27 protein-coding genes and 7 tRNA genes are annotated in these 17,486 nt (G+C 38.3%); 26 read left to right on the plus strand and 8 right to left on the minus strand.

Annotation, left to right across the window (positions count from 1 at the left end; genetic code table 11):
• From EL194_RS03040 to EL194_RS03075, 8 genes are all read right to left on the minus strand, one after another.
• Positions 1-717 carry a hypothetical protein gene (locus EL194_RS03040; RefSeq protein WP_003775167.1) on the minus strand — a complete coding sequence of 239 codons (717 nt, stop codon included), beginning with the start codon at positions 715-717 and terminating at the stop codon, positions 1-3.
• A gap of 102 nt (positions 718-819) precedes the next feature.
• Positions 820-893 (minus strand) — tRNA-Gly (locus EL194_RS03045).
• A 3-nt stretch (positions 894-896) separates the two neighbouring features.
• Positions 897-972, minus strand: a tRNA-Asp gene (locus tag EL194_RS03050).
• Positions 973-995: 23 nt separating this feature from the next.
• A tRNA-Gly gene (locus tag EL194_RS03055) sits at positions 996-1,069 on the minus strand.
• Between the two features lie 3 nt (positions 1,070-1,072).
• Positions 1,073-1,148, minus strand: a tRNA-Asp gene (locus tag EL194_RS03060).
• Positions 1,149-1,392: 244 nt separating this feature from the next.
• A tRNA-Gly gene (locus EL194_RS03065) sits at positions 1,393-1,466 on the minus strand.
• A 7-nt stretch (positions 1,467-1,473) separates the two neighbouring features.
• Positions 1,474-1,549: transfer RNA gene (locus tag EL194_RS03070), tRNA-Asp, on the minus strand.
• A 29-nt stretch (positions 1,550-1,578) separates the two neighbouring features.
• A tRNA-Ser gene (locus EL194_RS03075) sits at positions 1,579-1,669 on the minus strand.
• Between the two features lie 120 nt (positions 1,670-1,789).
• Here EL194_RS03075 and EL194_RS03080 point away from each other — a divergent pair.
• The 26 genes from EL194_RS03080 to rpsE all read left to right on the plus strand — a co-directional run bounded on the left by EL194_RS03080 (position 1,790) and on the right by rpsE (position 17,479).
• Positions 1,790-2,311, plus strand: a complete 522-nt coding sequence (locus EL194_RS03080) for a thermonuclease family protein (protein ID WP_003775170.1) — start codon at positions 1,790-1,792, stop codon at positions 2,309-2,311.
• Positions 2,312-2,367: 56 nt separating this feature from the next.
• Positions 2,368-3,462 (plus strand): sporulation integral membrane protein YtvI, encoded by a 1,095-nt coding sequence (gene ytvI, locus EL194_RS03085; protein WP_013853156.1) that lies wholly within the window; start codon positions 2,368-2,370, stop codon positions 3,460-3,462.
• 215 nt (positions 3,463-3,677) lie between these two features.
• Positions 3,678-4,097 (plus strand): 30S ribosomal protein S12, encoded by a 420-nt coding sequence (gene rpsL, locus EL194_RS03090; protein ID WP_003775175.1) that lies wholly within the window; start codon positions 3,678-3,680, stop codon positions 4,095-4,097.
• 30 nt (positions 4,098-4,127) lie between these two features.
• Positions 4,128-4,598, plus strand: a complete 471-nt coding sequence (gene rpsG / locus EL194_RS03095) for a 30S ribosomal protein S7 (RefSeq protein WP_003775176.1) — start codon at positions 4,128-4,130, stop codon at positions 4,596-4,598.
• Positions 4,599-4,628: 30 nt separating this feature from the next.
• Positions 4,629-6,695 carry an elongation factor G gene (fusA, locus tag EL194_RS03100; protein WP_003775178.1) on the plus strand — a complete coding sequence of 689 codons (2,067 nt, stop codon included), beginning with the start codon at positions 4,629-4,631 and terminating at the stop codon, positions 6,693-6,695.
• Positions 6,696-6,785: 90 nt separating this feature from the next.
• Positions 6,786-7,970 (plus strand): elongation factor Tu, encoded by a 1,185-nt coding sequence (tuf, locus tag EL194_RS03105; protein WP_003775179.1) that lies wholly within the window; start codon positions 6,786-6,788, stop codon positions 7,968-7,970.
• A 155-nt stretch (positions 7,971-8,125) separates the two neighbouring features.
• Entirely contained in the window at positions 8,126-8,653 is a 528-nt protein-coding gene (locus EL194_RS03110; RefSeq protein WP_003775183.1) for an HdeD family acid-resistance protein, read from the plus strand.
• Between the two features lie 250 nt (positions 8,654-8,903).
• On the plus strand, positions 8,904-9,215 hold the full coding sequence (gene rpsJ / locus EL194_RS03115; RefSeq protein ID WP_003775184.1) for a 30S ribosomal protein S10: 312 nt from the start codon (positions 8,904-8,906) through the stop codon (positions 9,213-9,215).
• A 15-nt stretch (positions 9,216-9,230) separates the two neighbouring features.
• Positions 9,231-9,923 (plus strand): 50S ribosomal protein L3, encoded by a 693-nt coding sequence (rplC, locus tag EL194_RS03120; protein WP_003775186.1) that lies wholly within the window; start codon positions 9,231-9,233, stop codon positions 9,921-9,923.
• Positions 9,916-10,545, plus strand: a complete 630-nt coding sequence (gene rplD, locus EL194_RS03125; protein WP_003775187.1) for a 50S ribosomal protein L4 — start codon at positions 9,916-9,918, stop codon at positions 10,543-10,545. Before rplC ends, rplD begins: the two co-directional genes overlap by 8 nt.
• Positions 10,545-10,829, plus strand: a complete 285-nt coding sequence (gene rplW, locus EL194_RS03130) for a 50S ribosomal protein L23 (protein ID WP_003775188.1) — start codon at positions 10,545-10,547, stop codon at positions 10,827-10,829. Before rplD ends, rplW begins: the two co-directional genes overlap by 1 nt.
• A gap of 80 nt (positions 10,830-10,909) precedes the next feature.
• Complete coding sequence (gene rplB, locus EL194_RS03135; protein WP_003775190.1) at positions 10,910-11,746, plus strand: 50S ribosomal protein L2; 837 nt, start codon at positions 10,910-10,912, stop codon at positions 11,744-11,746.
• A 21-nt stretch (positions 11,747-11,767) separates the two neighbouring features.
• On the plus strand, positions 11,768-12,043 hold the full coding sequence (gene rpsS, locus EL194_RS03140; RefSeq protein WP_003775192.1) for a 30S ribosomal protein S19: 276 nt from the start codon (positions 11,768-11,770) through the stop codon (positions 12,041-12,043).
• 1 nt (position 12,044) lies between these two features.
• Complete coding sequence (rplV, locus tag EL194_RS03145) at positions 12,045-12,380, plus strand: 50S ribosomal protein L22 (RefSeq protein ID WP_003775195.1); 336 nt, start codon at positions 12,045-12,047, stop codon at positions 12,378-12,380.
• 14 nt (positions 12,381-12,394) lie between these two features.
• Positions 12,395-13,171: a 30S ribosomal protein S3 gene (rpsC, locus tag EL194_RS03150; RefSeq protein WP_003775197.1), complete on the plus strand. Its 777-nt coding sequence runs from the start codon at positions 12,395-12,397 to the stop codon at positions 13,169-13,171.
• Between the two features lie 2 nt (positions 13,172-13,173).
• Positions 13,174-13,596, plus strand: a complete 423-nt coding sequence (rplP, locus tag EL194_RS03155) for a 50S ribosomal protein L16 (protein WP_003775199.1) — start codon at positions 13,174-13,176, stop codon at positions 13,594-13,596.
• Positions 13,593-13,796, plus strand: a complete 204-nt coding sequence (rpmC, locus tag EL194_RS03160) for a 50S ribosomal protein L29 (protein ID WP_003775201.1) — start codon at positions 13,593-13,595, stop codon at positions 13,794-13,796. The genes rplP and rpmC overlap by 4 nt, the downstream gene beginning before the upstream one ends.
• A 14-nt stretch (positions 13,797-13,810) precedes the next feature.
• Complete coding sequence (gene rpsQ, locus EL194_RS03165; RefSeq protein ID WP_003775202.1) at positions 13,811-14,071, plus strand: 30S ribosomal protein S17; 261 nt, start codon at positions 13,811-13,813, stop codon at positions 14,069-14,071.
• A gap of 12 nt (positions 14,072-14,083) precedes the next feature.
• Positions 14,084-14,452 (plus strand): 50S ribosomal protein L14, encoded by a 369-nt coding sequence (gene rplN / locus EL194_RS03170; RefSeq protein WP_003775205.1) that lies wholly within the window; start codon positions 14,084-14,086, stop codon positions 14,450-14,452.
• 9 nt (positions 14,453-14,461) lie between these two features.
• On the plus strand, positions 14,462-14,770 hold the full coding sequence (rplX, locus tag EL194_RS03175; protein ID WP_003775207.1) for a 50S ribosomal protein L24: 309 nt from the start codon (positions 14,462-14,464) through the stop codon (positions 14,768-14,770).
• A 14-nt stretch (positions 14,771-14,784) separates the two neighbouring features.
• Positions 14,785-15,330, plus strand: a complete 546-nt coding sequence (rplE, locus tag EL194_RS03180) for a 50S ribosomal protein L5 (RefSeq protein ID WP_003775209.1) — start codon at positions 14,785-14,787, stop codon at positions 15,328-15,330.
• Positions 15,330-15,599 carry a 30S ribosomal protein S14 gene (rpsN, locus tag EL194_RS03185; protein WP_003775210.1) on the plus strand — a complete coding sequence of 90 codons (270 nt, stop codon included), beginning with the start codon at positions 15,330-15,332 and terminating at the stop codon, positions 15,597-15,599. Before rplE ends, rpsN begins: the two co-directional genes overlap by 1 nt.
• Positions 15,600-15,620: 21 nt before the next feature.
• On the plus strand, positions 15,621-16,019 hold the full coding sequence (rpsH, locus tag EL194_RS03190) for a 30S ribosomal protein S8 (protein WP_003775212.1): 399 nt from the start codon (positions 15,621-15,623) through the stop codon (positions 16,017-16,019).
• A gap of 15 nt (positions 16,020-16,034) precedes the next feature.
• Entirely contained in the window at positions 16,035-16,580 is a 546-nt protein-coding gene (gene rplF / locus EL194_RS03195) for a 50S ribosomal protein L6 (protein WP_003775214.1), read from the plus strand.
• Between the two features lie 21 nt (positions 16,581-16,601).
• Complete coding sequence (gene rplR / locus EL194_RS03200; protein WP_003775216.1) at positions 16,602-16,958, plus strand: 50S ribosomal protein L18; 357 nt, start codon at positions 16,602-16,604, stop codon at positions 16,956-16,958.
• A gap of 14 nt (positions 16,959-16,972) precedes the next feature.
• The gene (rpsE, locus tag EL194_RS03205) at positions 16,973-17,479 is read left to right on the plus strand and encodes a 30S ribosomal protein S5 (RefSeq protein WP_013853151.1); all 507 of its coding nucleotides are present in this window, start codon (positions 16,973-16,975) and stop codon (positions 17,477-17,479) included.
• Positions 17,480-17,486: the final 7 nt, after the last annotated feature.

Here is a 17,486-nt window from a genome sequence, read left to right on the forward strand (position 1 = left end):
TCAATTTGAATATGTTTTTTCTTTTAAAGCCGTATGGTTTTCAATACATGGATAAAAGTGCTCAAGTTCAAGCATCTCAATAAACAGATCGACGCCGAATTCAAAGAAGTCTTTAAGAATCGGATTATCATTATTATACTTTACCATCATTAGATCTTTAGGATTCAGTAGTTCATTACTGATATCATAGCGAAGTTGTGCGATTAAGATGGATGTAAGGGCATTTGTTTCATATCGTATCCAATCTATCGTGTAAGTAAGGTCGTCTTGTACGTATTCTGACAAGCGACCATAATATGTACTCAAGAGATGACTTCCAAAAATTGCCTTTTGGAGGTATATGGTTGTTTGTACGGAGTGCTCGTCACCATATGCTGTGATAAAAGACATGACACGATTAAAAATTTCTTGACCTTCTGATGTATTGAAGTAAGTTCCAGGAATTGATTGATCGTAGTTTAAAGCATAGTAACCTTCTGTTAGTTCTTGTAAGACAATTCGAAGTTTGGTATCTTTCTCGAGTTTCTTCTCTTGATCGATCTGTTTCTGGTGGTTTTCTTTTATTTTCTTTAGTTCAGTATCGGCAGATTGTTTTCTACCAAGGTAGGAACTGATATATCCAAATAATGAACTAAGTAAAACACCGGATAGACTGATGATTGCGACAACAATTTGATAACTATCCATAATATTAAAAATATACAGCGATGCGGTCATATACGATCCTCCTATAAAAGCATTATAACGTATATTATTTTAAAGCCAATCTTTGATATAAAAAAACTCTATAAGTTATCTTATAGAGTTAAGTTAAATATTTGGAGCAGGTGAGGGGAATTGAACCCCCGCCTCAACCTTGGCAAGGTCGTGTTCTACCATTGAACTACACCTGCAAATGGCGGTCCAGACGGGAATCGAACCCGCGATCTCCTGCGTGACAGGCAGGCATGTTAACCGCTACACCACTGGACCATTTGCAAACATTAAATTGTACTTGGAGCAGGTGAGGGGAATTGAACCCCCGCCTCAACCTTGGCAAGGTCGTGTTCTACCATTGAACTACACCTGCAAATGGCGGTCCAGACGGGAATCGAACCCGCGATCTCCTGCGTGACAGGCAGGCATGTTAACCGCTACACCACTGGACCATTTGCAAAACGTTAATCCCTTAACGCTCATATATATTACCATAGATAAATTCTTATTCCAAGCCTTTTTTACAACATAAACTAGTTTTTTTTGTTTGTCTCTAAATCAGTGATGGAATGCCACCTCACAGTCAACATAAAGCCTTAAAAGAGAGGGAAAAGCAATCACTACTGATTTCGATGAGTGTTGAATTAAGCTAAGATATAAAAAAAAGAACAAAGCTGTTCTTTTTGATTGATATTTTGGAGCAGGTGAGGGGAATTGAACCCCCGCCTCAACCTTGGCAAGGTCGTGTTCTACCATTGAACTACACCTGCAAAAAAATGGCGGTCCAGACGGGAATCGAACCCGCGATCTCCTGCGTGACAGGCAGGCATGTTAACCGCTACACCACTGGACCATTTTATTTATATATTAGAAACAAAATAATGGCGGAGATGGGGAGATTTGAACTCCCGCGCCAGTTACCCGACCTATACCCTTAGCAGGGGCACCTCTTCAGCCACTTGAGTACATCTCCAAGTTTGTTTCTTGCCCTCTTCTTTGAGTGCTCATTCATATTATCACAACAATAGGTCTTAGGCAATAGGATTTTATTGTTTTTTTTAATATTTGTCGTTGTTTAGGGTATAATGTGTCTATGAACAATAAAATTAAACAAAACACCGCGAATATGTTACTTAAAATCACTTTATTAGTCGTTTTAGTAATAATATTTCTTCTATCTGAATTTGCAAAGCCACATAATAATTCAAATATGGAGCACGTTACACTTCACAAGTGTATTGATGGGGATACAGCACAACTAAACATTGGTGGAAAAAAAGAGAAAGTCCGTTTTATTGCTGTTGATACGCCAGAGCTGCGTCAGAACGATCAATACAATCCTCAATTTTTTGCAGAGGAAGCAAGCTCATTTACTTGTGAACATTTAAAAAACGCAAAAAAAATTGAACTTGAGTATGATCCGGAAGCTAATAAGTATGATAAGTATGGTCGTGTTATCGCTTGGGTATACGTTGATGATGCGCTTTTGCAGGAACTTTTAGTTTCAGGAGGTTTTGCAAAAGTTAAATATATTTATGGTGATTATCTTTATGTAGATAAACTGAATGGTTTACAAGCTCATGCGAAAAAACAAAAAGTGGGTATCTGGAAATGATAAAGGTAGACATTGAATCTTGAAATCTTTAAAATAAATTATAGATGGAGGAAGTTATGATTGAAAAACGTAAAAATTTTATAATTAATATTCTGTATTTTGCAATAAGTTTTAGTCTTGCGGCATTGGTCCTTAAATTTTCAACGAAATATTTGATGCCTTTCATTATTGGTTTTGTGATTGCATTCCTATTGAAACCGGTAATATCTAAGCTCACAAAGAAAATAGGAAATCAAAAAGGTTCCTCATTATTAGTGGTTATTCTTTTCTATATATTATTAGCGGCGGCTATATTTTGGATTTTGGTAGCAGTTATTGCGGGTATCCAAAATTTCGCAAAAGCTGTGCCAAGTTTTTATCAGACAACGCTTTCTCCGGCAATCGAATCGATTATTGTTTGGGTGGAGGGTGCAGTCGTAAATCTTGATCCAGATGTCATCGATATTATTGAGTCGATTGGTCGTTCTGTAGTTCAAAGTATTGATGGAATTTTTAAAGGTATTTCAGGCGGGACAATTAATTTTATTACACGACTTATTTCTTCAATTCCAAGTGTTCTAATATCAATATTAATTGCTATTATTTCATCTTTCTTCTTCACTTTAGATTATCAAGGAATTGTAAGTAGTGTGATGGGGATGATTCCTATAAAACAAAGAACTTTAATCTTAGATATTAAAGATGGGCTAATTTCCGTTTTGGGTAAATATCTAAGAGCTTATGCTAAATTAATGTCACTGACATTTGTTGAACTCTCATTTGCGTTCTTTATTCTAGGTATCCATAATCCTGTTGGCTTAGCTTTTATGGTGGCAATTATAGACATCCTTCCAGTGCTTGGAACCGGAACGGTTATGATTCCTTGGTTTATTATTGAACTCATCATGGGTAACACACCATTAGGGATTGGGTTGATGATTACTTACATTGTTATCACTGTAATTCGAAATATATTAGAGCCAAAGATTGTAGGGGATCAAATAGGACTTCATCCGCTAGCGACACTTATCCTTATATATGTAGGGCTGAAGATGTTTGGATTCATAGGGTTATTTGCACTTCCAATATCTGCGACAATATTAAAAACATTGCATGATGAAGGCAAAATAAATATTTTTCGTAGAACAGAGGAGCCAACCGAAATAGCTTAATTAAAACATATAATAAATTGAATCGAGAGAGACGTTTCGTCGACTCTCTCGATTTTTATATTTTTTTGTTTAATATGTTGACAAGCACGATTAGTGTGATAAAATGTAAAGGCTTATGAATTAATACTGGGTTTCTTTCGTGGAAACCTAATTAATATGTGAGTTATGGCACACATGGTACTGTGTGCATAGAAATTTAAGAAGGGAGAAAATTAATGCCTACAATTAACCAATTGATTCAAAAAGGTCGTACAAAACGCGTTTACAAATCGAAATCACCGGCATTAGGTCGTAGTTTAAATACGATTAAACGTCAAACAACAAAAGTAAATAGTCCACAAAAACGTGGAGTGTGTACACGTGTTGGTACAATGACACCTAAGAAACCTAACTCAGCATTACGTAAATATGCACGTGTTCGTTTGAGTAATGGTATGGAAGTTACGGCTTATATTCCAGGAATCGGTCACAACTTACAAGAGCATAGTGTTGTTCTTATTCGTGGTGGTCGTGTAAAAGACTTACCTGGGGTTCGTTACCACATCGTTCGTGGAACAATGGACTGTGCTGGTGTAACTGACCGTCGTCAAAGCCGTTCACTATACGGTACTAAAAAACCAAGACAAGAAGATTAATTAACATCAAAAATGAGAGGAGTGAATTAAATGCCTAGAAAAGGACATGTTCCAAAGCGCGACGTAGTTGCTGATCCAATTTATAATTCAAAATTAGTAACACGTTTAATCAACAGAATCATGATTGATGGTAAAAAAGGTTTAGCACAATCAATTCTTTATAACGCTTTTGCAATTATTGAAGAAAAAACAGGTCGCCAACCAATGGAAGTATTTGAGGAAGCTTTAGACAACGTATTACCAGTCTTAGAACTTAAAGCTCGCCGAGTTGGTGGATCAAACATCCAAATCCCTATTGAAGTAACTCAAGAACGTCGATTGACACTTGGACTTCGTTGGATTGTTCAATATTCACGTTCACGTGGAGAAAAAACAATGGAAGAACGCTTAGCTGCTGAAATCATCGATGCATCAAATGGTGTAGGTGCTTCAGTTAAGAAACGTGACGACGTGCATAAAATGGCTGAAGCCAATAAAGCATTCGCACACTACCGTTGGTAAGATTAACGTAGAAAAGGAGACTTACATCTTATGGCAAGAGAATTTTCATTAGATAAAATGCGTAATATCGGTATCATGGCTCACATCGATGCTGGTAAAACAACTACAACAGAACGTATTCTCTATTATACAGGTCGTACACATAAGATCGGGGAAACTCATGATGGTGCTGCAACGATGGACTGGATGGCGCAGGAGCAAGAACGTGGTATTACAATCACATCAGCTGCTACAACTGCTGCTTGGAAGGGCCACCGTGTAAACATTATTGATACTCCTGGTCACGTTGACTTTACTGTTGAGGTTGAACGTTCATTACGTGTTCTTGATGGTGCGGTTACAGTACTTGATGCTAAATCAGGTGTTGAACCTCAAACAGAAACTGTTTGGCGTCAAGCTACAAAATATAACGTACCTCGTATCGTGTTCATTAATAAAATGGACGCAACCGGTGCAGATTTCTATATGTCAGCAAAAACTATTGTTGATCGTCTAGGAGCTAAATCAGCACCAATCCAAATCCCTATTGGGGTTGAAGACTATTTCGATGGTCTAATTGATATCGTTGAGCAAGAAGCACATATGTTTGCTGACGTATCACAAAAAACAGATGATATTGTTGAAATTCCTGAAGAGTTCAAAGCTCAAGTAGCTGAAGCTCGTGAAGTGTTATTTGAACAAATCTCTGATTTTGATGAAGACTTTATGATGCTTATCCTTGAAGGTGTTGAACCTACAGTTGAACAAATCAAGACTGCTATCCGTAAAGCTGTAATCAGTGGTGAATTCTTCCCAGTACTTTGTGGTGCTGCTTATAAGAATAAAGGTGTTATCGCGATGCTTGATGCAGTTATTGATTACTTACCTTCACCAGTTGATATTCCAGCTGTAAATGGTACTTTACCAAATGGTGAAGAAGCTGTTCGTGAAGCAAGTGATGAAGCACCATTCTCAGCTTTAGCATTTAAAGTTATGACTGACCCATTTGTTGGACGTCTTACATATTTCCGTGTGTATTCAGGTGTTGCAACATCAGGTGGACCAGTATATAACTCAGTAAAACGTAAACGTGAACGTTTCGGCCGTATCATGCAAATGCATGCTAACCACCGTGAAGAGATCGAAAATGTTTATGCTGGTGAAATCGCTGCTGCTGTTGGTCTTAAAGTTACAGGTACAGGGGATACACTTTGTGATGAAAAGAAAGAAATTATTCTTGAATCAATGGTCTTCCCAGAACCAGTTATCAACGTTGCCGTTGAACCAAAATCAAAAGGTGACCAAGATAAGATGGGACTTGCTTTAGCTAAATTAGCTGAAGAAGATCCAACATTTAAAACATATACTGATGATGAAACAGGACAAACAATCATTGCCGGAATGGGTGAGTTACACTTAGACATTCTTGTTGATCGTATGAAACGTGAATTCAAAGTTGAAGCTAACGTAGGAGCTCCACAAGTTGCTTACCGCGAAACAATTCGCAGTGCAGCAGACTGTGAAGGTAAATTCGTTCGTCAATCTGGTGGTCGTGGACAATATGGACACGTTTGGATCAAGTTTGAACCAAATCCAGGTAAAGGTTTTGAATGGGTTGATAAAGTTGTTGGTGGAACAGTTCCTCGTGAATTTATTAAACCAGCACAAGAAGGGCTTACAGCTGCACTTCAAAATGGTTTAATTGCCGGATACCCTGCAATTGATATCAAAGCTACATTATTCGATGGATCATCACATGATGTTGACTCCTCTGAAATGGCTTATAAAATCGCTGCTAGCATGGCTTTCAAGGAAGCTGCTAAAAAATGTAATCCAGTATTGTTAGAACCAATCATGAATGTTGAAATCACAGCACCAAGTGAATACTTAGGAGCAGTTATGGGAGATATCTCAGGACGTCGTGGACAAATTCGTGATCAAGAAGAACGCGGTAACGCAGTTATCGTTAAAGCTTGGGTTCCACTTTCAAACATGTCTGGATATACAACTGACCTTCGTTCATTTACACAAGGTCGCGGTAACTCATCAATGCAATTTGATCACTACGAAGAAGTGCCAAAGAGCATTGCAGAAACAGTTGCTAAAAAGAAAAAATAACCAGTTGATATTTACGTATTGATTTTATATGAAGATTATCTTAATATATAGTTGATAGGCAATATTTTATACATAGGAGGAAAATTGCACATGTCAAAAGAAAAATTTGATCGTTCCAAACCCCATGTTAACGTTGGTACATTAGGACACGTTGACCATGGTAAAACTACATTAACAGCTGCTATTACAAACGTATTAGCTAAAAAAGGTGGCGGGGCTGCTCAAGCTTACGACCAAATCGATAAGGCGCCTGAAGAAAGAGAACGTGGAATCACAATCTCAACTTCACACGTTGAATACGAAACAGAAGCACGTCACTACGCACACGTTGACTGCCCAGGCCATGCTGACTATGTTAAAAACATGATCACAGGTGCTGCACAAATGGATGGTGCTATCTTAGTTGTTTCAGCTACAGATGGTCCAATGCCACAAACTCGTGAGCACATCCTACTTGCAAAACAATTAGGTGTTCCTTACTTCGTAGTGTTCTTGAACAAATGTGACATGGTTGATGACGAAGAGTTAATCGACTTAGTTGAAATGGAAGTTCGTGAATTACTATCAGAAAACGATTACGACGGAGATAACTGTCCAGTTATCCGCGGATCAGCTCTTAAAGCATTAGAAGGCGAAGCAAACTGGGAAGAAAAAATTATCGAACTCATGGATGCTATCGACGCTAATGTACCAGAACCAGTTCGTGATACAGACAAACCATTCTTAATGTCAATCGAAGATGTATTTACAATCTCAGGTCGTGGTACAGTTGCTACAGGACGTGTAGAACGTGGAGAATTAAAACTTAACGAAGAAGTTGAAATCGTTGGTATTCACCCTACATCAAAAACTGTTGTAACAGGTATCGAAATGTTCCACAAAATGTTAGATTCAGCTATGGCTGGTGATAACGTTGGAGCACTTCTACGTGGTGTTAACCGTGAGCAAATCGAACGTGGTCAAGTTCTTGCAAAACCAGGTTCAGTAACTCCTCACAAAATCTTCAAAGCTCAAGTTTATATCTTAAGCAAAGAAGAAGGTGGACGTCATACTCCATTTGTTAACAACTACCGTCCTCAATTCTACTTCCGTACAACAGACGTAACTGGAACAATTCAATTACCTGAAGGTGTTGATATGGTTATGCCTGGTGATAACGTAGAAATGACTGTAGAACTTATCGCTCCAATCGCTGTAGAGCAAGGTACAACATTCTCAATTCGTGAGGGTGGACGTACTGTTGGTGCTGGTAACGTTACAGAAATCGTTAAATAATTTAACACTTAAACCTCTACATCGTAGAGGTTTTTCTTTATTGTCTTTGTATCAAAAAAAGGATAGTTTTAATAACAAGAACTAGCAATCTTGTTACAACATTCTTTTTTTTTACAAGTTGAAACGTATAATTTATTTATTAAGGAGGTGTAAATATGAATAGTTGGAAAAATAGAGTATTGTCTTTTGTAGTAGGAATTATTTTAGCGGTTGTTGGATTCATTATAATTGCAAATCCCGATGAAGCACTCGTTTCATTAATTTTAGTAATTGGTGTTTTTCTTCTTATATCTGGATTTGTGGCCGTAATTGATTCTATTCGCATTCCTGCTTTTATTCCTGGAAAATCGCTTCTAATGGTCGAAGGGATTATGCAAATGATTATTGGTGGATTATTTGCTTTTGGAAATCAGTTCATTGCGAGCGCGGTATTAGGATACTTATTAGTATTCACGATGATTATTAGTTCTATTGTGCATATTTCGTTTGTATCAGCTATCAGCCGTGGAGGCATGGCAATTTTTTCCATTATCTTAAATATCATTACGATTGGCTTAGGTGTTTATGTTTTATTTAATCCGATCCTTGCAAGTGGTATTCTCATTACAGCGGTGGGATTCCAATTTATTATCGCGGGTATTGAGCGTATGGTAATTATATTTATCCCAACCGATAGCATCTGATAATAGAATATATTGTTAAACCGACGCTTAATAGTCGGTTTTTTATAGAGTAAAGAAGTGTTTTAATTAATTTCAAAATAAAGCATTAAAACCCCTTGAATTTACAGATAGATAGTGTATAATACTTAAGCGACTGCATAGAAGTGCAAGGTTGCCGGCACACTGAATAGCGTTGTCATGGTCAGTGAGAAGCCGGGGAATTTGTACAGAGCAGGTCTATTGGAAATAGACAGTAGAAGGAGGAATTTCCATGGCAAAGAATTTTATTCGTATTCGTTTAAAAGCTTATGAACACCGTACTATTGATAGTGCTGCACAAAAAATTGTTCAAGCTGCTAACGATCACGGCGCACAAAAGGTAGTAGGTCCAGTACCGTTACCAACAGAAAAACAAATCGTAACAATTTTACGATCAGTACACGTTAATAAGGATTCTCGTGAACAATTTGAATCAAGAACTCACAAGAGATTGATTGAAATTGTTGGCCCAACGGCAGAAACTATCGACGCATTAAGTCGTTTAGATCTACCAAGCGGTGTTGATATCGAGATCAAACTTTAGTAGAGAGGAGTTATCATGAAAGGATTACTAGGACGTAAATTAGGAATGACACAAGTCTTCACAACTGACGGAAAATTAATTCCAGTTAGTGTTGTCGAGGTATTACCAAACGTTGTTCTTCAAAAGAAAACAATGGAATCAGACAATTATGAAGCAGTTCAATTAGGTGCCTTCGATGTGAAGGAACAACGTGCAAACAAATCTGAGATTGCTCACGCTGCTAAAGCAAGCACTGCTCCAAAGAAATTTGTTCGTGAAATCGCTGGCTCAGAAATGATGAATTTCGAGGTTGGCGCAGAAATTAAAGCTGATTTATTCAGCGAAGGGGAATATGTTGACGTAACAGGAACTTCACGTGGACATGGTTTCCAAGGTTCAATCGTTCGTGCGAACCAAAAAATCGGACCAAAAGCTCACGGTTCAGGATTTCACCGTGGAGTTGGTTCACTTGCAACAGGTGGATTAAACCCTGCTGTAATTAAAAAAGGACGTATTTTACCAGGACAACATGGTGGATACACTACAACAAACCAAAAATTAGAAGTTATCAAAGTTGATACAGAAAGTAACTATCTATTAATTAAAGGAAACATTCCTGGACCTAAAAAAGGTTTCGTAATTGTTAAATCAACAGTTAAACGCGTTAAATCTAAAGATCCAGTTGAATTAGTTGACTTTGCAGTTAAGGAGGATTCCGAAAATGCCTAAGTTAGATATTTTAAACCTTGAAGGCAAGAGTCTTCGTGAACTTGAGTTAAACGAAGCAGTATTTGGAATTGAACCAAATAACCAAACAATCTTTGAAGCAGTTGTTATGCAACAAGCTTCACTTCGTCAAGGTACACACAAAACTAAGAACCGTACAGAGGTTCGCGGTGGTGGACGTAAACCATGGCGTCAAAAAGGAACAGGTCGTGCTCGTCAAGGGTCAATCCGTTCTCCTCAATGGCGTGGTGGTGGAGTTGTTTTCGGACCTACTCCAAGAAGCTACAAATACAGCCTTAACCGTAAGGTTCGTCGTTTAGCTTTACGTTCAGCATTATCACAAAAAGTTATGGATTCAGAAATGTCAGTTGTTGAAAACCTAACAGTTGAAAACGTTAAGACAAAAGAATTCATCGCAGTGATGGATGCACTTAAATTAAACAAGAAAACTCTATTTGTTGTTTCAGCTGAAGAAAATATTGACAATGCTTACTTATCAATGCGTAACCTATCAAACACAATGATGTTAGATGTTCAAGGTTTAAACGTTTATGATATCGTAAATTGCGATCAAATTGTATTCACTGAAAAAGCAGCTATCGAAGCTGGGGAGGTGCTTGCATAATGAAACGTAACCCTAGAGATATTATTGTTCGTCCAATTATTACTGAGAAAACAGTAGCGATGCAACAAAACGATAACAAAGTTACTTTTGAAGTAGCTAAAGGATCAAACAAAATCGAAATTCGTCAAGCTATCGAAGAAATTTTCAATGTTAAAGTTGAAAAAATCAACGTTATCAACGTTTTACCACGTAAAAAACGTGTAGGACGTTACGAAGGACAAACTAAAGCAGTTCGCAAAGCAATCGTGAAACTTGCTGAAGGTTCAAAAATCGAAGTTCTTTAATCTTAAAGTTCTTTAATCAATAAAACTTATCGGAAGAATTACGCTATTTCCGGATAACTTGCGTAGGGAGGAATTATTACATGGCAATTAAACATTATAAGCCAACTACTCCTGGACGTCGCGGGATGACAACTTTAGCTAACGAACAGTTATCTAAAAATGTTAAACCAGAACGTTCATTAGTAGCTCCACTAAGTAAAACTGGTGGACGTGGTAATACAGGACGTATTACAACTCGTCACATCGGTGGTGGACATAAACGTCAATACCGTATTATTGACTTCAAACGTAACAAAGATGATATTCCAGCAAAAGTTGCAACAATCGAATATGATCCAAACCGTTCAGCAAACATCGCTTTATTAAGCTACGCTGATGGTGAAAAACGTTATATTTTAGCTCCTAAAGGACTAAAAGTAGGCGACGTAATTTATAGTGGTGCATCAGCTGATATTAAAGTTGGTAACGCAAAAGAATTAGGTCAAATGCCTGAAGGTACATTAGTACATAATATCGAATTAAAACCAGGACGTGGAGCACAATTAGTGCGTTCAGCTGGAACATCAGCTCAAGTTCTTGGTGTTGAAGAAAAACATGTTACTGTTCAATTAGCATCTGGTGAAGTTCGTAAGATTTTATCAACATGCCGTGCAACAATCGGTGAGGTTGGAAACTCAGAACATTCATTAGTTAACATTGGTAAAGCTGGACGTAAACGTCACATGGGTATTCGCCCAACTGTACGTGGTTCTGCGATGAACCCTGTTGATCACCCTCATGGTGGTGGGGAAGGACGTACTCCAATCGGACGTAAGTCACCTATGACACCTTGGGGTAAAAAAGCTATGGGTGTTAAAACTCGTAGAGATAAAAAAGCATCGACTAAGTTAATTGTACGTCGACGCAATGATAAGTAGACGAAAGGAAGGAAGAAAGATATGAGTCGTAGTTTAAAAAAAGGACCATTTTGTGATCTTCATTTAATGAACAAAGTTGAAAAACTAAATGCAGAAAGCAAAAAAGAAGTAATTAAAACATGGTCACGCCGTTCAACTATTTTCCCTCAATTCGTTGAGCATACGTTTGCGGTGCATAATGGTAAGGAACACGTTCCAGTGTTTGTTACTGAAGACATGGTAGGACATAAATTAGGTGAGTTCGTACCAACACGTCGTTATACAGGTCACGCAGCTGACAAGAAGGCGGGTCGTTAATATGGAAGTAAAAGCTATAGTTAAAACAGTTCGTGTTACTCCACGTAAAGCACGTCTTGTTCTAGATGAAATTCGTGGACTTGATGTTGATCATGCAGCAGCTATCTTAAGATATACACCTAATTCTGCTTCAAAAGTAATCGCTAAAGTCTTAGACTCAGCAATTGCAAATGCAACAAATAATCATCAATTAGATGAAGAAAAACTTTACATCTCAGCATGCTATGCTGACGAAGGTGTAACAATGAAGCGTTTCAGACCTCGTGCTAAAGGTTCTGCAGCGCCAATCATGAAGCGTACAAGCCACATCACTGTTGTGGTTTCGGAACGCGCCTAAAGGGAGGACAGACAATGGGACAAAAAGTACATCCGATCGGTATGCGCGTTGGTGTCATTCGTGATTGGGAATCACGTTGGTATGCTGAAAAAGATTTCGCAAATTTATTACACGAAGATAAATTAATTCGTGACTATATTTTCAAAAATCTTAAAGATGCATATGTATCACGCGTAGAAATCGAACGATCAAAGAATCGTGTTGACATCATTATCCGTACAGCTCGCCCAGGAGTTGTTATTGGAGTTAATGGTGCAAATATTGAAAAAGTTAAAAAAGATATTGCAAAAATCTCAGAAGGCAACACAGTTAACATTAAAGTGTTAGAAGTTGCTAACCCAGATTTAGATGCTCATTTAGTTGCTCGTAATATTGCGGAGCAATTAGAACAACGTGCATCATTTAGAACTGCTCAAAAACGTACAATTCAACGTACAATGCGTGCAGGTGCTAAAGGAATCAAAACTGCCGTTTCAGGCCGTTTAGGTGGAGCAGATATGGCTCGTTCAGAAGGTTATTCAGAGGGAATCGTTCCTCTTCATACACTTCGTTCAGACATTGACTACGCACACTATGAAGCTAATACTCAATTTGGTATCTTAGGTGTTAAAGTTTGGATCTGCCGCGGTGAAGTATTACCAGGTCAAAAGGTTCAAGAACCTGAAGCACCTAAGGGTGGTAAGTTTGATCGACCACGTCGTCGTCGTAACGACCGTCGTCCAAACAACAACCCACGTAATGCAAAACCAGCAGCTTCAGCTGCATCAAAAGACGAGCAAGGAGGTAACTAGTTATGTTAATGCCAAAACGTACAAAATATAGAAAACCACATCGTCTTTCATACGAGGGACGTTCAAAAGCTGGACGTACTGTTGCTTTTGGAGAATACGGTTTGGTTGCTGAATCAGGAAACTATGTAAGTAACCGTCAAATCGAATCTGCTCGTATTGCAATGACTCGTTATATGAAACGTGGTGGGAAAGTTTGGATTAAAATCTTCCCTCACTTAGCAATCACTAAAAAACCATTAGAAGTTCGAATGGGTTCTGGTAAAGGTGCACCTGAAGGTTGGGTAGCAGTTGTTAAGCCAGGTCGAGTAATGTTTGAAATTGCTGGAGTACCTGAAGAAGTAGCACGCGAAGCGTTCCGCTTAGCTTCACACAAACTAGCAGTTAAAACTCGATTTGTTAAAAAGGGAGAGGAGGAACAAGTATGACAACAGTAAAAGAAATCCGTGAAAAAAATGACGCTGATTTATTAGTTGAAATTGATGCTTTAAAGGAAGAGTTATTTGATTTACGTTTCCAACAAGCAATTGGTCAACTTGAAAATCCTGCTCGATTAAGAGAAATCCGTAAAACGATTGCTCGGATTAAGACAGTGATCACTGAGCGCGAGCTTAGTGACAATAAGTAGGAGGTCACAACGCGATGGAAAGAAACAAGCGCAAAGTTTACCGTGGTACTGTTGTATCTGATGCAATGGATAAAACGGTAGTAGTAGAAGTAAAAACGTCAAAACGTCATCCATTGTATGGAAAACGTGTAAACTATTCAAAAAAATTCAAGGCTCATGATGAAACTAATGAAATCAAAGTTGGAGATATTGTTGAAATTATGGAAACTCGTCCATTATCAGCAACTAAATTCTGCCGCGTAACTAAATTAGTTGAAAAAGCCGAAGTATTGTAGGAGGTTGTCAAGATGATACAAAATGAATCAAGATGTAAAGTCGCTGACAACACTGGTGCTAAGGAAATCTTAGTAATTCGTTGCCTAGGTGGTAGCCGTCGTCGTTCAGCAAGCATTGGAGACATTGTTGTTGGAACAGTAAAACACGCTATTCCTGGTGGAACAGTTAAAAAAGGTGATGTCGTTAAAGCGGTAGTAGTTCGTACTAAATACGGTGTACGTCGTGAAAATGGATCATACATTAGTTTTGATGACAACGCAGTTGTTATCTTAAAAGATGATATGACTCCTCGCGGAACTCGTATTTTTGGACCGGTAGCTCGCGAGCTTCGTGAATATAATTTCATGAAAATCGTATCATTAGCACCGGAAGTGTTATAGGAGGCTTTTATGAGAATCAAACGTGGAGATAATGTTCAAGTAATTACAGGCTCATACAAGGGCACCATTGGTGATGTCATTGAAGTTTCACCTAAACATGACAAAGTTAAGGTTGAAGGTGTTAATTTAATTAAAAAACACATGAAACCAAGCCAAATGAACCCAGAGGGTGGTATTATTGAACAAGAAGCATGGATTCATGTTTCAAACGTAATGTTATACGATGCTAAAGCGAAAGCTCCAAGCCGTGTAGCTTACACAGAAGAAAAAGGTAAAAAAGTTCGCGTCTATAAAAAATCAGGCGCAGCAGTAAAATAAGGAGGTATAGCTAAATGAACTTAAAAGAACAATACAAAAATGAAGTAGTTGCTAAATTAGTTGAAGAATTTAACTATACTTCAGTAATGCAAACACCTAAACTCGAAAAAATCGTAGTTAACATGGGTGTTGGTGAAGCAATCAACAACACAAAATTCTTAGATGATGCTGTTGCTGATTTAGAAATTATTACTGGTCAAAAACCAGTTATCACAAGAGCTAAAAAATCAATTGCTAACTTCAAATTACGTGAAGATATGCCTATTGGATGTAAAGTTACACTTCGTGGTCAAAAAATGTATGACTTCTTAGAAAAACTTATCAAAGTTGCTCTTCCTCGTGTACGTGACTTCCGTGGTATTAACGGTGGATCATTTGACGGACGTGGTAACTATACTATGGGTGTTAAAGAACAATTAATTTTCCCAGAAATTGATTTTGACAAAGTTAATAAAGTTCGTGGTATGGATATTACTATCGTTACTACAGCTAAAACAGATAAAGAAGGTTATGCTTTACTTTCAATGTTAGGCATGCCATTTAAAAAGGAGGGTAACTAATGGCTAAGAAATCAAAAATCGCTCGTGAAAAACAACGTCAAGAGATCGTAGATCGCTACGCAGAAAAACGTGCTGAATTAAAAGCCAAAGGTGACTACGAAGGACTTCAAAAACTTCCTCGTAATGCATCACCTGTACGTCTTCACAACCGCGATATGGTTGACGGACGCCCTCACGGATACTTACGTAAATACGGTATGTCTCGTATTCGCTTCCGCGAAGCTGCTCATAAAGGGCAAATTCCAGGCGTTAAAAAGGCAAGCTGGTAGTATAAAGGAGGAGCTTTTCAGATGTATGTAACAGATCCAATCGCTGATTTACTTACACGTGTTCGTAATGCTATTCAAGCAAAACACGATGTAGTTGAAATTCCAGCAAGTAAAGAAAAAACAGAAATCGCTAGAATTTTGAAAGAAGAAGGTTTTATCCGCGACTACCTAGTTAGTGGTGAAGGAATCAAGAAGACAATTACAATTGTTCTTAAATATGGTCCTAACAACGAACGAGTAATTAGCGGGTTAAAACGAATTTCAAAACCTGGTAAACGCGTATACGCGAAGACAAATGAAGTTCCACGTGTTCTTAACGGACTTGGAATTGCAATCATTTCAACTTCAGAAGGTATGCTAACAGACAAGCAAGCTCGCGCTAAACATGTTGGTGGCGAAGTCTTAGCTTACGTTTGGTAAGAGAGGAGACACTAAATGTCACGTATCGGAAATAAAACGATTACCATTCCGGCAGGCGTTGAAGTCGAATTAAAAGCTGGCAATGAGGTGACAGTAAAAGGTCCTAAGGGAACTTTAACACGTCAGTTCAGTGAGCTTTACGAAATCGAAATCAACGGAAGCGAAATTAACGTTAAACGCCCGAATGATTCAAAAAAAGTTAAACAATTACATGGTACTACACGATCACTAATCGCTAACATGATTACTGGAGTAAGTGAAGGATTCACTAAATCTCTAGAATTAGTTGGTATCGGGTATCGTGCATCTAAGTCAGATAACAAGTTAGTCTTGAATGTTGGATACTCACATCCAATCGAGTTTGAACTAGAAGATGGTGTAGATATCGAAGTACCTAGCGCAACAGCTATTAACATCACAGGTGTTGATAAACAACGCGTTGGAGAATGGGCAGCAAACATTCGTGCTACTCGTAAACCTGAACCATATCTCGGTAAAGGTATTAAATACAAGAATGAAGTTATCCGTCGCAAAGAGGGTAAAACAGCAGCTAAGAAATAGTGGGAAAGGAGAATTTGAACGATGGCAAAAAAAATATCAAGAAATCAAGAACGAGTTCGTCGTCATGCTCGAGTTCGTCGTAAAGTCAGTGGAACGCAAGAACGCCCACGTCTTAGCGTGTATCGATCAAATGGAAACATTTCTGCACAAGTTATTGATGATGTTACAGGTAACACATTAGTATCAGCAGGATCGGTACAAATGAAACTCGCAAATGGCGGTAATATTGAGGCAGCAGCGCAAGTTGGTAACGCTGTAGCTAAATTAGCATTAGAAAATGGAATTAAATCTGTAGTGTTTGACCGTGGTGGTTATATTTATCATGGACGTGTTAAAGCATTAGCAGAGGCAGCTCGAGAAGCTGGACTAGAGTTTTAATAAGGAGGAACATGATGAATCGTAAACCTAGAAGAGAACAACGTGAACAAGAATTCGAAGAACGCGTTGTTGTCATCAATCGTGTAACTAAAGTTGTTAAGGGTGGTCGTCGTTTCCGCTTCGCTGCTCTAGTTGTAGTTGGTGACAAAAAAGGTCGCGTCGGTTTCGGAACAGGTAAAGCCAACGAAGTTCCAGATGCAATCCGCAAGGGTGTTGAAGCCGCAAAGAAAAACTTAATTAACGTTAAGATGATTAACGGAACATTGCCACACGCTAACACAGGAAAATTTGGTGCCGGAGAAGTATTTGTACGTCCTGCAGCAGAAGGTACTGGAGTTATTGCTGGTGGAGCAATTCGTGACGTTATGGAGTTAGCAGGAGTTACTGACGTGCTAACAAAATGTATTGGTTCACGTACACCAATCAACATGGTTCGTGCAACATTTGAAGCACTTGAATCAATGAAAACTGTTGATGAAGTTGCGAGTTTAAGAGAAATCAAAGTCGAAGACGTACGATAGTAGGAGG

The organism is Erysipelothrix rhusiopathiae (assembly GCF_900637845.1).
In the GTDB taxonomy this organism is placed as follows: Bacteria; Bacillota_I; Bacilli_A; order Erysipelotrichales; family Erysipelotrichaceae; genus Erysipelothrix; species Erysipelothrix rhusiopathiae.

Bases quoted from the DNA above. Each gene is read 5' to 3' on its own strand.
- EL194_RS03040 (WP_003775167.1), bottom strand. From the start codon at position 717: ATGACCGCATCGCTGTATATTTTTAATATTATGGATAGTTATCAAATT.
- EL194_RS03080 (WP_003775170.1), top strand. From the start codon at position 1,790: ATGAACAATAAAATTAAACAAAACACCGCGAATATGTTACTTAAAATC.
- ytvI (WP_013853156.1), top strand. From the start codon at position 2,368: ATGATTGAAAAACGTAAAAATTTTATAATTAATATTCTGTATTTTGCA.
- rpsL (WP_003775175.1), top strand. From the start codon at position 3,678: ATGCCTACAATTAACCAATTGATTCAAAAAGGTCGTACAAAACGCGTT.
- rpsG (WP_003775176.1), top strand. From the start codon at position 4,128: ATGCCTAGAAAAGGACATGTTCCAAAGCGCGACGTAGTTGCTGATCCA.
- fusA (WP_003775178.1), top strand. From the start codon at position 4,629: ATGGCAAGAGAATTTTCATTAGATAAAATGCGTAATATCGGTATCATG.
- tuf (WP_003775179.1), top strand. From the start codon at position 6,786: ATGTCAAAAGAAAAATTTGATCGTTCCAAACCCCATGTTAACGTTGGT.
- EL194_RS03110 (WP_003775183.1), top strand. From the start codon at position 8,126: ATGAATAGTTGGAAAAATAGAGTATTGTCTTTTGTAGTAGGAATTATT.
- rpsJ (WP_003775184.1), top strand. From the start codon at position 8,904: ATGGCAAAGAATTTTATTCGTATTCGTTTAAAAGCTTATGAACACCGT.
- rplC (WP_003775186.1), top strand. From the start codon at position 9,231: ATGAAAGGATTACTAGGACGTAAATTAGGAATGACACAAGTCTTCACA.
- rplD (WP_003775187.1), top strand. From the start codon at position 9,916: ATGCCTAAGTTAGATATTTTAAACCTTGAAGGCAAGAGTCTTCGTGAA.
- rplW (WP_003775188.1), top strand. From the start codon at position 10,545: ATGAAACGTAACCCTAGAGATATTATTGTTCGTCCAATTATTACTGAG.
- rplB (WP_003775190.1), top strand. From the start codon at position 10,910: ATGGCAATTAAACATTATAAGCCAACTACTCCTGGACGTCGCGGGATG.
- rpsS (WP_003775192.1), top strand. From the start codon at position 11,768: ATGAGTCGTAGTTTAAAAAAAGGACCATTTTGTGATCTTCATTTAATG.
- rplV (WP_003775195.1), top strand. From the start codon at position 12,045: ATGGAAGTAAAAGCTATAGTTAAAACAGTTCGTGTTACTCCACGTAAA.
- rpsC (WP_003775197.1), top strand. From the start codon at position 12,395: ATGGGACAAAAAGTACATCCGATCGGTATGCGCGTTGGTGTCATTCGT.
- rplP (WP_003775199.1), top strand. From the start codon at position 13,174: ATGTTAATGCCAAAACGTACAAAATATAGAAAACCACATCGTCTTTCA.
- rpmC (WP_003775201.1), top strand. From the start codon at position 13,593: ATGACAACAGTAAAAGAAATCCGTGAAAAAAATGACGCTGATTTATTA.
- rpsQ (WP_003775202.1), top strand. From the start codon at position 13,811: ATGGAAAGAAACAAGCGCAAAGTTTACCGTGGTACTGTTGTATCTGAT.
- rplN (WP_003775205.1), top strand. From the start codon at position 14,084: ATGATACAAAATGAATCAAGATGTAAAGTCGCTGACAACACTGGTGCT.
- rplX (WP_003775207.1), top strand. From the start codon at position 14,462: ATGAGAATCAAACGTGGAGATAATGTTCAAGTAATTACAGGCTCATAC.
- rplE (WP_003775209.1), top strand. From the start codon at position 14,785: ATGAACTTAAAAGAACAATACAAAAATGAAGTAGTTGCTAAATTAGTT.
- rpsN (WP_003775210.1), top strand. From the start codon at position 15,330: ATGGCTAAGAAATCAAAAATCGCTCGTGAAAAACAACGTCAAGAGATC.
- rpsH (WP_003775212.1), top strand. From the start codon at position 15,621: ATGTATGTAACAGATCCAATCGCTGATTTACTTACACGTGTTCGTAAT.
- rplF (WP_003775214.1), top strand. From the start codon at position 16,035: ATGTCACGTATCGGAAATAAAACGATTACCATTCCGGCAGGCGTTGAA.
- rplR (WP_003775216.1), top strand. From the start codon at position 16,602: ATGGCAAAAAAAATATCAAGAAATCAAGAACGAGTTCGTCGTCATGCT.
- rpsE (WP_013853151.1), top strand. From the start codon at position 16,973: ATGAATCGTAAACCTAGAAGAGAACAACGTGAACAAGAATTCGAAGAA.